We start from the raw sequence: 14763 nt of genomic DNA, 5'->3' as shown, positions 1-14763 counted from the left end.
GCCCCGAGCTCGGCCCCTACTCCCGCGCCGTCCCCGACAAACCCGCCCCTGTAGGAGCGGGCACGACCGCGACACCTGGGGCGCCGCAGCCACGAGGCCGTCACCCGGGCCGCCGTCGCCGGTGTACCGGCCCTCCCCGCTCCCGCAGGTTTCAGTGCCCCGGCTTGAGGCAGCGCGCGAAGAAGTCTTCCGCCAGCCGATAGCGGTGCAGCGCATCCTTGCCCGCCAGGCCATGCTTGGCGCCCGGGTAGGCCATCATCTCGAACGGCTGCCCGTGCTTCTGCAACGCCGACATCACCACGGTGGAATTGGTGAACAGCACGTTGTCGTCGGCCATGCCGTGGACCAGCAGCAGCTTCGGTGCGCTCTCGCCGACCAGGCCGTCGATGTGGGTCAGCACGCGCGCATCGCGGTAGCCGTCCGGATTGGTCGCGGGCAGGTCCATGTAGCGTTCGGTGTAGTGGGTGTCGTACAGCCCCCAGTCGCTGACCGGCGCACCGGCCACGCCGCAGGCATACGCATCGGTGCGCGCGAGCAGCATCAGGGTCATGTAGCCGCCGTTGGACCAGCCGTGCACGCCGATCCGCGCCGGGTCCACCCACGATTGCGACTTCAGCCAGTCGACACCGCGCAGCTGGTCGTCCACTTCCACCGTGCCCTGCCTGGCGTACAGCGCGCCGCCGAAATCGCGGCCGCGGCGCGGCGTGCCGCGGTTGTCCAGGGAGAACACCACGTACCCCTGCTGGGCCAGGTACTGGTTGAACAGCGCATTGGCGCTCGACGGCCAGGCGCGCGTCACCGTTTGCTGGGCCGGGCCGCCGTAGACGAAGACGACCACCGGGTACTTCTTCTTCGGATCGAAGCCCGCCGGCTTGACCAGGCTGTAATGCAGCGGCGTGGTGCCATCGGCGGCGGTGAGCGTGCCGAATTCCACCGGGCGCTGGGCGTCGCGGTACTTCGCGTACGGATGCTGCGGATCGGCCAGCTCGTTGCGCAGCAGCGTCGCCAGTTTCGTGCCGTCGTTGCGGAACAGTTCGATCTGCGGAGGCGTGCCCGGGCCCGACCAGCTGTCCACGTAGACGCTGGCGTTGCGGGCGAAGCTGGCCGCGTGCATGCCGGCAGCCTGCGAGAGCTTCTCCACCGTGCCGCCGGCCAGGGGCACGCGGTAGAGGTGCTTCTCCAGCGCCGAATCCTGCGTGCCGGTGAACCAGACGTAGCCCGCCTTCGGATCCACCGCCACCAGTTCATCGACGATCCACTCGCCGGACGTGAGCGGAGCCAACGTGGCGCCGTCCTCCGAAGCCAGGTACAGGTGCTGGAAGCCGCTGCGCTCGGACGACCACAGGAAGCGGCCGTCCGCCAGGAAGCGCAGGCTGTTGTGCAGCGGCACCCAGGTCTTCGAGGTTTCCGTGGCGAGGACGCGCTGCGCGCCGGTGGCCAGCGTCGCTTCGACCAGTTCGAGGGTCTTCTGGTCGCGTGACTGGCGCTGGAAGGTGAGGCGCTGCGGATCGCGCCAGTCGACGCGGGCCAGGTAGATGTCCTGCTCCGGACCCAGGTCGACCCAGTGAGGCTTGGCGCCGACCCGCGGAGCAATGACGCCGAGCTGGATCGCCACGTTGCGGTCGCCCGCCGCCGGATAGCGTTGCTCGACCACGTCCGTGCGGTCGGCATAGACCTCGTAGCGCTGCTGCACCGGCACCGGCGATTCATCGATGCGGGCAAACGCGATCGCGCTGTCGTCCGATGCCCACCAGTAGCCGGTGTGGCGATCCATCTCTTCGTCGGCGACGAACTCGGCCACGCCGTTGCCGATGGTGGCGCCGCCGTCGAAGGTCAGCTGGACTTCCTTGCCCGTGGCCAGTTCGACCACCCACAGGTTGCGCGCACGGATGAAACTTGCGAAACCGCCCTTCGGCGATAGCCGCGCATCGGTGGCGAACCCGTTGCCGCTGGTGAGCTTGCGCACCGCATCGGCGCCGCTGCGGTCGAGGTCATGGAAATAGAGCTCGCCGCCGAGCGGGAACAGCAGTGCGCGTCCATTGGGTGCCCACTGGTACTCGACGATGCCCGAATAGGCGGCGATGCGCTGCCGTTCGCGGCGCGCCTTCTCTTCGTCGCTGAGCGTTTCGTTGCCCGGCAGGACCACGCTGGAATCGACGAGGACGCGGGTCTGGCCGCGGGCGACCTCGTATTCCCACAGGTCCAGGCGGTTGCGGTCGCTGTCCTTGCCGCGCAGGAACGTCACGCGGGTGCCGTCCGGCGAGACCTGCGGCTTCATCAGCGTCGGGCCGGACAGCGGCGCGGGGCCGGTGATCGCCTCCAGGGTGAGTTTCGCGGCGTGGGCGGGGGCGGTGGCGGTGGCGAGGATCGTCATCAGCAGGACCGGTAGGGCGAACAAGCGCATGCGGGTGTTCCGGGGTGAGGCTCGAACAGGAGGCGGATTGTAGGGGCGCAGGAGAGTGACCGGACCGGCCATCAGGCAGGGGGTGGACGTCATGGCCGGGTCATTGGATGTCCCGAGTCATGTCCCACCGGGTCCTGATGCATGACAGCGTTGTCTCACTAGCCGGCACCGAAATGATGCAATGTATCTATTTGCGTCGTTATGTAGATATTTTCACCAATTGTCTGCAATCGTTAGTTCAGGCCAGCGCGCAGCGCATGGCGTGGGCAGAGCGGTCAAGGGTGCGACTGGCGCCAGGGCGCCGGCATGGAACGTGCCGTGAGAAAAATGCGGTTTCGACAATGACCTTTGTGCGTGACCTCGGGAAATCAGTAAGTTAGCGCTAACATTACGGCATACCCCCGTGCGGTTTTGCGCATGACAGCGCTGTTCTTTGCTGCCGCGCAGCATCGAATTCCGGCGGTTCTTGCAGTTTTCAGGCGTTTTCGCGCCGCTCGCGCGTCCCGGTTTGACAACGCTGTCAAGCGGAGACCTAATCCGCCGCGTCGACGCTGTCCGGGGACAGCGGCTGGCCACAACTCAATCAAATTCGTGTGATTCCGGGAGGGAAGATCCATGAAGCACGTGCAAGCCATGCCCAAGAAGCGGCTGCTCGCGTCGGCCCTGTTGCTGGCGCTGGCGCCAGCGGGCCACGTCATAGCGCAGGAACAACCCGCGCAGGCCGCGCAGACCGCCAACCCCAACGCCGATGTGGACCCCACCGAGCTCGATACGGTGGTGGTAACCGGCATCCGGGCCAGCCTTACCTCGTCGATGAACCTCAAGCGCGACGCGCAAGGCATCGTCGACGGCATCGTTGCCGAGGACATCGGCAAGTTCCCTGACACCAACCTGGCCGAGGCGCTGCAGCGCATCTCCGGCGTGTCCATCGACCGCACGTCCAGCGGCGAAGGCTCCAAGGTCACCGTCCGCGGCGTCGGCCCGGACTTCAACCTGGTCCTGCTCAACGGCCGCCAGATGCCGGCGTCCAATCTGGGCCCGGGTGGCGGCGGTACGTCCAACTCGCGCGCCTTCGACTTCTCCAACATCGCCGCCGAGGCGATCTCGGCGATCGAAGTGCACAAGACCGGCCGCGCCGAACTGCCCACCGGCGGCATCGGCGCGACGATCAACGTCAAGACCGCCCGTCCGCTGGAAATCGGCGAGCCACTGGCCAGCATCGGCTTCAAGGCGGTGCACGACACGTCCGCCCGCAACCTGCCGCAGAGCTACCCGGGCGCGATCGTGACCCCGGAACTGTCTGGCATCTTCAGCCAGACCTACGCCGACGGTAAGTTCGGCGTCATGGTCAGCGGCAGCTACCAGGACCGCGAATCGGGGTACAGCCAGGCCAGCGTGGCCGACGGCTGGATCACGTTCCCCGGCGACTCCAACAGCTGGAACGCCCTGCCGCTGCCGGGCCAGGGCTATGCGGACCGCATCACCAACCGCCCGGGCCTGGACGACGTCTACGCCCGTCCGCAGAACACCGGCTACAGCGTCAACGGCGTGCAGCGCCAGCGCACCAACGGCCAGCTGACCCTGCAGTGGGCGCCGTCGGACAGCGTCACCGCCACGCTCGACTACGCCTACATGGAAAACAAGGTCCAGCAGCAGCGCAGCGAGCTGTCGGTGTGGTTCAGCCAGAGCCCCGGCGACAGTTCGTGGACCGACGGCCCGGTCGCCGCGCCGATCATCTATGAAGAGGAATACAACGGCGCCGACCTGTCGATGGGTGGCATGCAGCTGGCGACCAAGAACAGCGGCGACTCGCTGGGCTTCAACGTGGAGTGGGAGGTCAACGACGCCCTGAGCCTGGCCTTCGACTACCACAACTCCACGGCCGAATCGCGCCCCGACAGCCCCCTGGGCTCTGCGGGCGTGCTGGGCATGGCCGCCTACGTGCGCGGCAACACCACCGTCGATTACAGCGGCGAAATCCCGATCGTCAACGTCGTGCTGCCGCCGGGCATGAGTTCGGTGCCGGCCTCGGCCGCGCTGGTCACCGGCTCGGTGTTCCAGAACAGCTACAACAAGTCCGAGGTCGAGCAGTTCCAGGCCGACGGCCGCTTCAAGTTCGGCGACTACTCCGGCCTGGATTTCGGCGTGTCGGCGACCGAGGTCAACAACCGCACCGCCGCGGCGGTGATGCAGCGCGATACCTGGGGCGGCGTGGGCAGCCCGGCCGACTACGACGACAGCATCTTCACCCCCGACAACATGTCGCGCTACTTCCAGAGCTTCGGCAACAGCAACAACCCGAACTGGACCGACAGCTTCCTCGTGTTCGACTTCGAGCGTCTGCGCCAGGCCGCCATCGCCGCCTCCGGTTGCGCGACCTGCTACGAGATGCCGACCCAGTTCACCGACGACCTGCGCACCACCGAGAAGTCCAAGAGCGCGTACGTGCAGTGGACGACCAGCTTCGACTGGTCGATGCCGCTGGACGTGGCGGTCGGCGTCCGCTACGAGCAGACCGACGTCGACTCCTCGGCGCTGGTCCGCATCGCCAACGGCATCTCCTGGGATTCGGCCAACGAGCTGTATGTGACCTACCAGCCGGGCCAGGGCTTCACCGAGCTGGAAGGCGACTACGACTACTTCCTGCCCAACGTGGACCTGGCGTGGCACCTCAACGAGGACATCGTCGCGCGTGCCAGCTACAGCGAGACGATCGGACGGCCGGGCTGGCAGCAGATCCAGGGCGGACAGCGCCTGGCCAACATCGTCCGCGTCGACGGCGGTGACGGCAGCGCCGGCAACCCAGCGCTGGAGCCGCTGCTCTCGAAGAACTTCGACCTCTCGGTCGAGTGGTACTACGGCGAAGCGAGCTATGTGTCGGCGGGCTACTTCCGCAAGAACATCGACAACTTCATCAGCGACACGATCGTGCGTGACACGCCGTTCGAGCTGCATACCCCGGTGGGCGGTGCGTACTGGAACGCGGCCCTTTCCGCCGGCGGTTGCGCGGCCGGCGACATGGTCTGCATCCGCAACTACATCTTCACCAACTACGCGGGCTCGCCCGGCGTGACCGTGACCGGCACCGATTCGACCGGCGCACTGACCGGCAGCATCGTCGGCCAGCCGGGCGACCCGGTCGCCGGGTTCGACATCACCACCCCGGCCAACCAGCGCTCCGACCATCTCGACGGCTTCGAGATCAACGTCCAGCACGTGTTCGGCGAGTCCGGCTTCGGCTTGGCTGCCAACTACACCAAGGTGGACTCGGGCCTGACCTTCGACAACGCCGACCTGGGTACCCAGTACCCGATGATCGGCCTGAGCGACTCCGCCAACCTGGTGGGCTTCTACGACAAGAACGCCTGGCAGGTGCGCGTGGCCTACAACTGGCGCGACGAGTTCCTCAACGGCATCGGTGGTGGCGGCACGCCGCCGAACCCGAACTGGACGGAGGCCTATGGCCAGGTCGACGCGATCGTCAGCTACGAGGTCATGGAGAACCTGACCCTGAGCCTGGAAGGCATCAACCTCACCGACGAGACGCAGCGCATCCACGCCCGTCACGAGAACATGGTGCGGTTCGCCACCCAGACCGGTCCGCGCTACATGTTCGGGGTCCGCTACCGGTTCTGACGCGCCGGGTGTGTCGGGTTCGCGCGATGCCTCCCAGGTCGCGCGAACGGGGAGCCGCCGGGAAACCGGCGGCTCCTTCTTCTGCCTGCGCCTGCTTTCTTCAAGCCAATGGATCGGGCACGATGCCGCAGGACGCGGCGTCCCGCCCTGGTGACCGAGAGTCGATGAGCAACAACGTCCTGCTGAACAACGTCGACCACCGCGACCTGCGGGTGGATCCGCGCCGCGGCGCTGCCTTTGGCGACGACGTGATGTACGCGCCGACCTTTCCGGACGAGTTCCGCAACGTCCAGGCGCATTACCCGATCGTGTTCCATCGCGACGCCTCCGGTGGCTTCCATGCGCTGGCCCTGTTCGGGCTGCAGGAGGGCGCCAACCTGTTCCTCGAGGCGAACGGCGAGGGCGAACGCTGGGACGCGACCTATATCCCCCTTTCGATACAGCGGCAGCCGTTCCTGATCGGCATGGCCGGCGAGGAGCGCCTGGTCCACGTCGACCTCGACCACCCGCGCGTGCGCGCAGGTACCGGCGAGGTGCTGTTCCAGGATCCGGGTATCGCCACCGAATTCCTGGAGCGCGCGCGCTCGATCCTGCTCGCGCTGCACGATGGCATCGTCGCCACGCCGCCGTTCATCGAGGCGCTGCTGCGCCACGAACTTCTCGAATCCTTCGTCCTGGACATCCAGCTCGACGACGGATCGCTCAACCGCCTGGCCGGCTTCCACACCATCGACGAGGCGCGTCTGCAGGCACTCGATGGCGCCGCGCTGGAGCGGCTGGCCCGCGACGGACACCTGCTGCCCATCTACATGGTGCTGGCCTCGCTGTCGCGTTTCCGCGACCTGATCGAGCGGACGAACCGCCGCCGTGCTGCCGGTCGCTGAGTCCATCCGCGAAGTCACCGGACTGGTGCCGGAGGCACTGCCGGAAGACGTGCTGCGTTCCCCCGAGCCGCTGGTCCTGCGCGGCGTGGTCGGGCAGTGGCCGATGGTGCGCGCCGCGCGCGAATCCGCTGCGGCCGCCATCGCCTACCTGAAGCGCTTCGACCACCGCGGCATGCCGGTGGTGGCGACGGTGGCGCCGCCCGAAGCGGCCGGCCGCGTGTTCTACGCCGAGGACATCAGCGGCTTCAACTTCCGCCGCGAGAAGATCCCGCTCGCGGTGGCGCTCGACACGTTGCGCAAGTACCTGGACGACCCGGCGCCGCCCTCCATCTACGTCGCCTCGACCACGATCGACACGTTCCTGCCGGGGTTCCGCGACGAAAACGCCATCGACTTCGGTGCGCGCGATCCGCTGGCCAGCATCTGGATCGGCAATCGCAGTCGCATCCCGACCCACCAGGACGTGCCCGACAACCTGGCCTGCGTGGTCGCCGGCCGGCGCCGGGTCACGCTGTTTCCGCCCGACCAGCTGGAGAACCTCTACATCGGCCCGCTGGACCACACCCCCGCCGGGCAGGCGGTCAGCCTGGTGGACTTCCACGCGCCCGACCATGCGCGCTTCCCGAAATTCGCCGAAGCGATGCGCCACGCGCGCGGCGCGGTGCTGCAGCCGGGCGATGCGGTCCTCATCCCGAGCATGTGGTGGCACCACATGGAAGGGCTGGACGGCTTCAACGTACTGGTCAACTACTGGTGGCGCCAGGTACCGGCGTGGATGGATACGCCGATGAACGCGCTGATGCTGGCGATCATGTGCGTGCGCGACCTGCCGCCGGCCGAACGCGCCATCTGGAAGGACGTGTTCGACCACTACGTCTTCGATTACGACGAGGCCGGCGTCGCCGGCCACATTCCCGAGGCTGCGCGCCGCGTGCTTTCCTCGCCGCTGGACGAGGCGCGTGTCCGCCACCTCCGCACGCTGCTGCTGCAGCGCCTGAACCGATGAGTATCCCGATGCAAAACCCTGCTTCCTCCATCACCCCCCGTCCGGTCAAGCGCGTGGTCATCGCAGGCGGCGGCACCGCCGGCTGGATGGCGGCCGCCGCGCTGTCCAAGACCCTGGGCAAGGCCGTGGACATCGTACTGGTCGAATCGGAGGAGATCGGCACCGTCGGCGTCGGCGAGGCCACGATCCCGACCCTGGTCACCTTCCATCGCCTGCTCGACATCAAGGAGCAGGAGTACATGGCCGCCGTGCAGGGCACGGTCAAGCTCGGCATCTCCTTCGAAAACTGGAAGGACGTCGGCCACCGCTACATCCACTCCTTCGGCATCAGCGGCAAGGACCACTGGTCGGCGGGCTTCCAGAACTTCTGGCTGCGCGGGCGCGCCGAGGGCGTGGCCACCGACTACAGCGACTACTGCATCGAACTCCAGGCCGCATTGCAGGACCGTTTCTCGCACCTGCCGCGCTACCACGTGAATTACGCCTACCACATGGATGCCGCGCTCTATGCCCGCTACCTGCGCGGCTTCAGCGAGCAGCACGGCTGCAGGCGGATCGAGGGCAAGATCGTCGACGTGGCCACCGACGCGGAAGGCTGCATCACGTCGCTGAAGCTCGAGCGCGGCGAGGTCATCGAGGGCGACCTGTTCATCGACTGCACCGGCTTCCGCGCCCTGCTGATCGGCAAGACCCTGGGCGTGGGCTTCACCGACTGGTCGCACTGGCTGTTCAACGACAGCGCGCTGGCCACCCAGACCACCGCGGTGCGCGACGCGGTGCCGTACACGCGCGCGATCGCCGGCAAGTCCGGCTGGCAGTGGCGGATCCCGCTGCAGCACCGGGTCGGCAACGGCATCGTCTATTCCAGCCGGCACATGGGCGACGACGAGGCGCGCGAGGAATTCCTCGGCAGCCTCGAGGGCGAGGTGATCAAGCAGCCGTGGCCGGTGCGCTTCCAGCCGGGCCAGCGCCAGCAGTGCTGGGCGAAGAACGTGGTGGCGCTGGGCCTGGCCGGCAGCTTCATCGAGCCGCTGGAATCGACCACGATCCACCTGATCCAGCGCGGCATCGTGCGCCTGGTGCAGGGGTTCCCGCACACCATCACCCAGCCGGCGATCGACGAATACAACGCACGGCTCAACGAAGAACTGCAGCACGTGCGCGACTTCGTTGTCATGCACTACCACATCAGCGACCGCCGCGATTCGCCGTACTGGCAGGAGATCGCGGAGATGAAGATCCCCGACACGCTGCGGCACCGGATCGAGCTGTTCCGCGAGACCGGCAACGTGTTCCACGTGCCCGGCGAGCTGTTCGGCGAGAACTCCTGGGTCCAGGTCATGCTGGGGCAGGGCATCGAACCCAGGCGCTACCACCCCACCGCCGACGTGATGACGCAGGCCGACCTGGTCCGCTTCCTCGGTGACATCCGCAACAACGTGCTCGGCACGGTGCGGCAGATGCCCACGCACATGGATTACATGCGCAGCTACGCACCGGCACCGGTACCCGAGGCGGTGCGCAAGGCGGGGTGAGGGCCGGGACGCCGCGCCTTGAGTGGTGAAGCGTCCTGGGGCACGCGTCGTTGCGGGTGCCCCAGGCACCGGCCTGCCGGCGACGCTTCCACCGCTTCGCCGCATCAGGCCACGCGGCGAACCCTCCGGGTGACCGCGCTCAGCGGCCGAACAGCTGCTTGCGCTCTTCTTCGGTCAGCGGCTTGCCCGCGTCCGGGTTGACCTGTGCCGTCAGCGCGTAGGCGCGCTGGGTGGCAGGGCGCGCGGCGATAGCGGCATGCCAGCGACGCACTTCGGGGTAAGGCTCCAGGTCCAGCGGTGCCTTGGTGTACGGATTGATCCATGGATACGCCGCCATGTCGGCGATGGTGTAGTCGTCGCCGGCGATGAACGCGCGACCGGCCAGGCGCTTGTCGAGCACGCCGAGCAGGCGCTGTACTTCACGCGTGTAGCGGTCGATCGCGTAGTCGATCTTTTCCGGCGCGTACACGGTGAAGTGCCCGTACTGGCCGGTCATCGGCCCCAACCCGGCCATCTGCCACATCAGCCACTGGTTGACCTCGACCTTCTGGCGGACGTCGTCGCCGAAGAAGCGGCCGGTCTTGTTGGCCAGGTACAGCAGGATCGCGCCGGACTCGAACACGCTGACCGGCTCGCCCAGGTCGTTGGGCGCGTGGTCGATGATCGCCGGCATCTTGTTGTTGGGCGAGAAGGCGAGGAAGTCCGGCTGGAACTGGTCGCCCTTGCCGATGTTCACCGGCTTGATGGTGTAGGGCAGTCCCGATTCCTCCAGGAACAGGGTGATCTTGTGGCCGTTGGGCGTGGGCCAGTAGTAGAGGTCGATCATGCTCGCGGCTCCGGGGGCTGGATGGGGGAAGCGCCTGGCAGTGTAGATCCGCACCTGTGGCGGGCGCGGCGCAGTGCTGGATCGCTGCGTTGCAGGAGACCGCCAGCGCCGCCCCGTGGCCACGCCGCCGTGCTTGGCAGCCTGCTGGCGGCCCGTTACCCTTCGCCTCGCGCTGGCTGCAGCTTCCGCTGTACCTGGGCCTGATCGTGGCCCAGTGCGTGTACGTGTTCCTGTTCGGCAAGGAGCTGTGGCACCTGATCCACCGCGCCCCGGCGCTGGGCGAGCAGGAAATCATGCTGATCGTGCTGGGCCTGATCGACGTGGTGATGATTTCCAACCTGCTGATGATGGTGATCGTCGGCGGCTACGAGACCTTCGTCTCGCGCCTGCGCCTGGAGGGCCACCCCGACCAGCCGGAATGGCTCAGCCACGTGAACGCGTCGATGCTCAAGGTGAAGCTGGCGATGGCGATCATCGGCATCTCCTCGATCCACCTGCTCAAGACCTTCATCGCCGCCGGCTCGCTGAAGGGCCTGCCGTTCTGCACGCCCGAGCAGCTGGCGCTGATGAAGGCCGAGATGGCGATCACCAGCACCCAGTGCACGCAGATGACGCCCGACGGCGTGCTCTGGCAGACCATCATCCATTGCGTCTTCATCCTGTCGGCCATTGGCATCGCCTGGACCGACCGGCTGATGACCCATGTCAGCAAGCCCGGCCACGCTTCGCACTGAACGTGACGGCCCGGCGCCACGCCGATCTCAAGGTGTGAGCGTCGCCGCCGCGTAGAATGGCGGCATGGATGTCTCACACCTTCTCGATGGCCTCAACGGCGCCCAGCGCGAGGCCGTATCGGCCGCGCCGGGGCACTACCTGGTCCTGGCCGGCGCCGGTTCCGGCAAGACCCGGGTCCTGACCCACCGCATCGCCTGGCTCAATGAGGTCCTTGGCGTTCCGGCGCACGGGATCCTCGCGGTCACCTTCACCAACAAGGCGGCGGGCGAAATGCGCGCGCGCGCCGACCTGCAGCTGCGCCACGGCTCGCGCGGGATGTGGATCGGCACTTTCCACGGCATCGCCCACCGCCTGCTGCGCCTGCACTGGAACGAGGCGCGCCTGCCCGAATCCTTCCAGGTGCTCGACAGCGACGACCAGCTGCGCCTGGTCAAGCGCGTGGCCCAGCAGCTGGAACTGGACGACGGCCGCTTCCCGCCGCGGCAGATCGTGTGGTGGATCAACGCACAGAAGGACGAGGGCCGCCGCCCGCAGCACATCCAGCCCGGTGACGATCCGTGGACCGATGCGCTGCGCCGCGCTTATGCGCTGTACCAGGAGCGCTGCGACCGCGCCGGCCTGGTCGACTTCGCCGAACTGCTGCTGCGCGCGCATGAATTGCTGCGCGACAACCCGGCGCTGCTGGGCCACTACCGCGCGCGCTTCCGCGACCTGCTGGTCGACGAGTTCCAGGATACCAACGCGATCCAGTACGCCTTCATCCGCGTGCTGGCCGGCGACAGCGGCCGGGTGTTCGTGGTCGGCGACGACGACCAGGCCATCTACGGCTGGCGCGGGGCCAAGGTCGAGAACGTGCAGCAGTTCCTGCGCGACTTCCCGGGTGCGAAAACGATCCGCCTGGAACAGAACTACCGCTCCAGCGCCAACATCCTCAACGCCGCCAACGCGGTGATCTCGCACAACCCGGACCGCATCGGCAAGCAGCTGTGGACCGACAGCGGCGAGGGCGAGCCGGTGGACGTGTACGCGGCCTACAACGAGATGGACGAGGCCCGGTTCGTGGTCGAGCGCATCCGCCAGTGGATGCGCGACGGTGGCAGCTGGCGCGAGGCGGCGGTGCTCTACCGCAGCAACGCGCAATCACGCGCGCTGGAGGAAGTGCTGCTGGCCGAGCAGGTGCCGTACCGGGTGTACGGCGGCATGCGCTTCTTCGAGCGCGCGGAGGTCAAGGACACGCTGGCCTACCTGCGCCTGGTCGCCAACCGCGCCGATGACGCCGCGTTCGAGCGCACGGTCAACACGCCGGCGCGCGGGATCGGCGATCGCACCCTGGACGAGGTGCGGCGCCGTGCGCGCGAGGCTTCTGTCTCGCTGTGGCAGGCCGCCACCGCCCTGGTTTCGGAGAATGCGCTGGCCGCACGCGCACGCAATGCGGTGGCCGGCTTCCTGGGCCTGATCGAGGCGCTGGACGCGGAGACCGCCGACCTGGCGCTGAAGGACCGGGTCGACCATGTGCTGGGCCGCTCCGCGCTGCGCGAACACTGGTCCAGCGAGGCGCGTGGCCAGCTCGATGCCGAGTCGCGGCTGGAGAACCTGGACGAACTGGTCTCGGTCGCGTCGCGCTTCTCCCGCGCCGAACTCGAAGACGACCAGGAAAGCATGAGCGAGCTGGTCGCCTTCCTGTCGTACGCGGCACTTGAAGCCGGCGAAGGCCAGGCCCAGGCCGACGAGGACGGCGTGCAGCTGATGACCCTGCACTCGGCCAAGGGACTGGAATTCCCGCTGGTGTTCCTGGTGGGCGTGGAGGAGGGCGTATTCCCCAGCAGCAAGTCGCTGGAGGAGAGCGGCCGGCTCGAGGAAGAACGGCGCCTGGCCTACGTCGGCATCACCCGCGCACGGCAGAAGCTGGTGCTGACCTACGCCGAGAGCCGGCGCATCCACGGCATGGACATGTACGGCATGCCGTCGCGCTTCCTGCGCGAGATTCCCGGCCACCTACTCAATGAGGTTCGTCCGCGCGTGCAGGTGGCCCGGCCGATGGCCGCGCCGCCGCGCGCGGCGCATCCGGTGCTGGAGACGCCATCCCTGAGGCTGGGCCAGGGCGTGGCGCATGCCAGCTTCGGCCGCGGCGTGGTCACCGACTACGAGGGCAGTGGCGCGCATGCGCGCGTGCAGGTCAACTTCGACGACGCCGGCAGCAAGTGGCTGGTGCTGGCCTTCGCCAACCTCAAGCCGCTTTGAAACGCCGCGCGGGCCGGCATCGCGCCGGTTCGTGCTCCCGCAGGACTTGGATCGCTCCGCTGTTCTTCGCCACCCGCCGAAGGGAGCCGGGCAGCCCTGTTCCACGAGGGCGGGTCCTGGCATTGCCCCGGCGCGCGCGCGGGTGTGCAATGGGCATGGACAGTCCGAGGAGTGCGCCATGTACGACCGCATCCTGATCGCCACCGATGGTTCCGAACTGGCTGCCAAGGGGCTCAGCCATGGCCTGGCGCTCGCCGCCAGGCTGCACGTGCCGGTGGTGGTGGTAACCGTGACCGAGCCCTGGATGCCGGCCTTCGACGACGCGCTGGCGCTGTCGGCCGACCCGGCCATGCAACAGGAGTATCGCGAAGGCTGCGCGCATTCGGCGCAGCGGATCCTCACCGATGCGGTGGCGCAGGCCACGACGGCCGGCGTCGCCTGCGAAACCGTGCACGTGCCCGATGGCTATCCCTCCGAGGCGATCGTGAAGGCCGCTGCCGATCACCACGTCGGGCTGGTGGTGATGGCCTCGCATGGCCGACGGGGCCTGGGCCGGGTTTTGCTCGGCAGCCAGACCCAGGCGGTGCTGGCGAAAGCGGCGGTGCCGGTGCTGGTGGTGCGCTGACTGCGCCGTCGCGGGCGGGTGCGGCGCCTATGCCGCGCCGGTCAGGTGCTCGTGCAGGATCGCCGTACCGATCACGATCATGATTACGCCACCGACGATCTCCGCGCGCTTGCCGGCCAGCGCGCCAAGGACGCGGCCGAGCATGATCCCCGCGGTGACCATCACCAGCGTGCACAGGCCGATCACCGCCGCGACGAGCATGATCGGCGCGTCGAGGAAGGCTAGGCTCACGCCCACCGCCATCGCGTCGATGCTGGTCCCCAGGCCGGTGGCGGCCAGGCTCCAGAAACCGTGGTGGCGGGGCGGTTCGTCGCCGTCGCCGGCGTCGGGCTTGAAGCCGTTCCAGATCATGTGCAGGCCGAGCAGGCCGAGCACGGTGAAGGCGATCCAGTGGTCCCACGCGGTGATGTAGCGCGCCGCGGCGTGACCCAGCAGCCAGCCGATGATCGGGGTGACCGCTTCGATCGCACCGAAGATCAGGCCGGCGCGCAGGGCCTGGGGGAAACGCGGCCGCTGCATCGCGGCGCCCTTGCCGACCGCCGCGGCGAAGGCATCGGTCGACATCGCGACGCCGATCAGGAGTATCGAAAACGGGTTCATCGGGTGCACCGGGCTGGAAGGGCGGACATGACCCGCCAGCGTCCAACCACGGATGCACCGACAGGCCGTTGGTCTCGCCAGTCCCGGCGGCGTCCGGATCGAGGTTCCAGGCCGCGGGTTGCCCACGCCACGGCCGCACGGGGCCGAGTATGTTGACGTGGACGCTGCGCGCGGAGTGCGCGGAGCAGGCTACTCCCCAAGGGGTATGCGCAGGATACCACGCCGTCCCCCGGGCCCCTGCCACGCCACAGAGGGTCCAGGCGGATGTGCG

Annotated in this window: 10 protein-coding genes; 7 read left to right on the top strand and 3 right to left on the bottom strand. The window is 68.0% G+C overall.

Annotated elements, in window-relative coordinates:
* Positions 1–151: 151 nt before the first annotated feature.
* Positions 152–2404 (bottom strand): S9 family peptidase, encoded by a 2253-nt coding sequence (locus tag CSC65_RS08185; RefSeq protein ID WP_162410061.1) that lies wholly within the window; start codon positions 2402–2404, stop codon positions 152–154.
* A 615-nt stretch (positions 2405–3019) separates the two neighbouring features.
* On the opposite strand from CSC65_RS08185, the gene CSC65_RS08180 reads away from it, so the two are divergent.
* The 4 genes from CSC65_RS08180 (at position 3020) to CSC65_RS08165 (ending at position 9465) form a co-directional block, all read left to right on the top strand.
* Complete coding sequence (locus CSC65_RS08180; protein ID WP_162410060.1) at positions 3020–6040, top strand: TonB-dependent receptor; 3021 nt, start codon at positions 3020–3022, stop codon at positions 6038–6040.
* Between the two features lie 164 nt (positions 6041–6204).
* Complete coding sequence (locus tag CSC65_RS08175; RefSeq protein WP_162410059.1) at positions 6205–6924, top strand: SapC family protein; 720 nt, start codon at positions 6205–6207, stop codon at positions 6922–6924.
* On the top strand, positions 6908–7930 hold the full coding sequence (locus CSC65_RS08170) for a cupin-like domain-containing protein (protein ID WP_425501326.1): 1023 nt from the start codon (positions 6908–6910) through the stop codon (positions 7928–7930). Before CSC65_RS08175 ends, CSC65_RS08170 begins: the two co-directional genes overlap by 17 nt.
* Positions 7931–7938: 8 nt before the next feature.
* Complete coding sequence (locus tag CSC65_RS08165; RefSeq protein ID WP_162410058.1) at positions 7939–9465, top strand: tryptophan halogenase family protein; 1527 nt, start codon at positions 7939–7941, stop codon at positions 9463–9465.
* Positions 9466–9604: 139 nt separating this feature from the next.
* Here CSC65_RS08165 and CSC65_RS08160 read toward each other — a convergent pair whose 3' ends face one another.
* Entirely contained in the window at positions 9605–10291 is a 687-nt protein-coding gene (locus tag CSC65_RS08160) for a glutathione binding-like protein (protein ID WP_162410057.1), read from the bottom strand.
* 89 nt (positions 10292–10380) lie between these two features.
* Between CSC65_RS08160 and CSC65_RS08155 the strand changes: the two genes are divergently transcribed.
* The 3 genes from CSC65_RS08155 to CSC65_RS08145 all read left to right on the top strand — a co-directional run bounded on the left by CSC65_RS08155 (position 10381) and on the right by CSC65_RS08145 (position 13892).
* A complete protein-coding gene (locus CSC65_RS08155) occupies positions 10381–11025 on the top strand; it encodes a TIGR00645 family protein (protein WP_162410056.1) in 645 nt (214 codons plus the stop codon).
* Between the two features lie 64 nt (positions 11026–11089).
* A complete protein-coding gene (gene uvrD, locus CSC65_RS08150; protein WP_162410055.1) occupies positions 11090–13267 on the top strand; it encodes a DNA helicase II in 2178 nt (725 codons plus the stop codon).
* Between the two features lie 178 nt (positions 13268–13445).
* Positions 13446–13892 (top strand): universal stress protein, encoded by a 447-nt coding sequence (locus CSC65_RS08145; protein WP_162410054.1) that lies wholly within the window; start codon positions 13446–13448, stop codon positions 13890–13892.
* 27 nt (positions 13893–13919) lie between these two features.
* Here the strand turns inward: CSC65_RS08145 and CSC65_RS08140 are convergent, their stop codons facing one another.
* On the bottom strand, positions 13920–14492 hold the full coding sequence (locus CSC65_RS08140) for a manganese efflux pump MntP (protein WP_162410053.1): 573 nt from the start codon (positions 14490–14492) through the stop codon (positions 13920–13922).
* Positions 14493–14763: the final 271 nt, after the last annotated feature.

Origin of the sequence: Pseudoxanthomonas daejeonensis (assembly GCF_010093205.1) — a bacterium.
GTDB lineage: Bacteria > Pseudomonadota > Gammaproteobacteria > Xanthomonadales > Xanthomonadaceae > Pseudoxanthomonas > Pseudoxanthomonas daejeonensis.
This window is presented reverse-complemented; position numbering and strand designations above follow the sequence as displayed.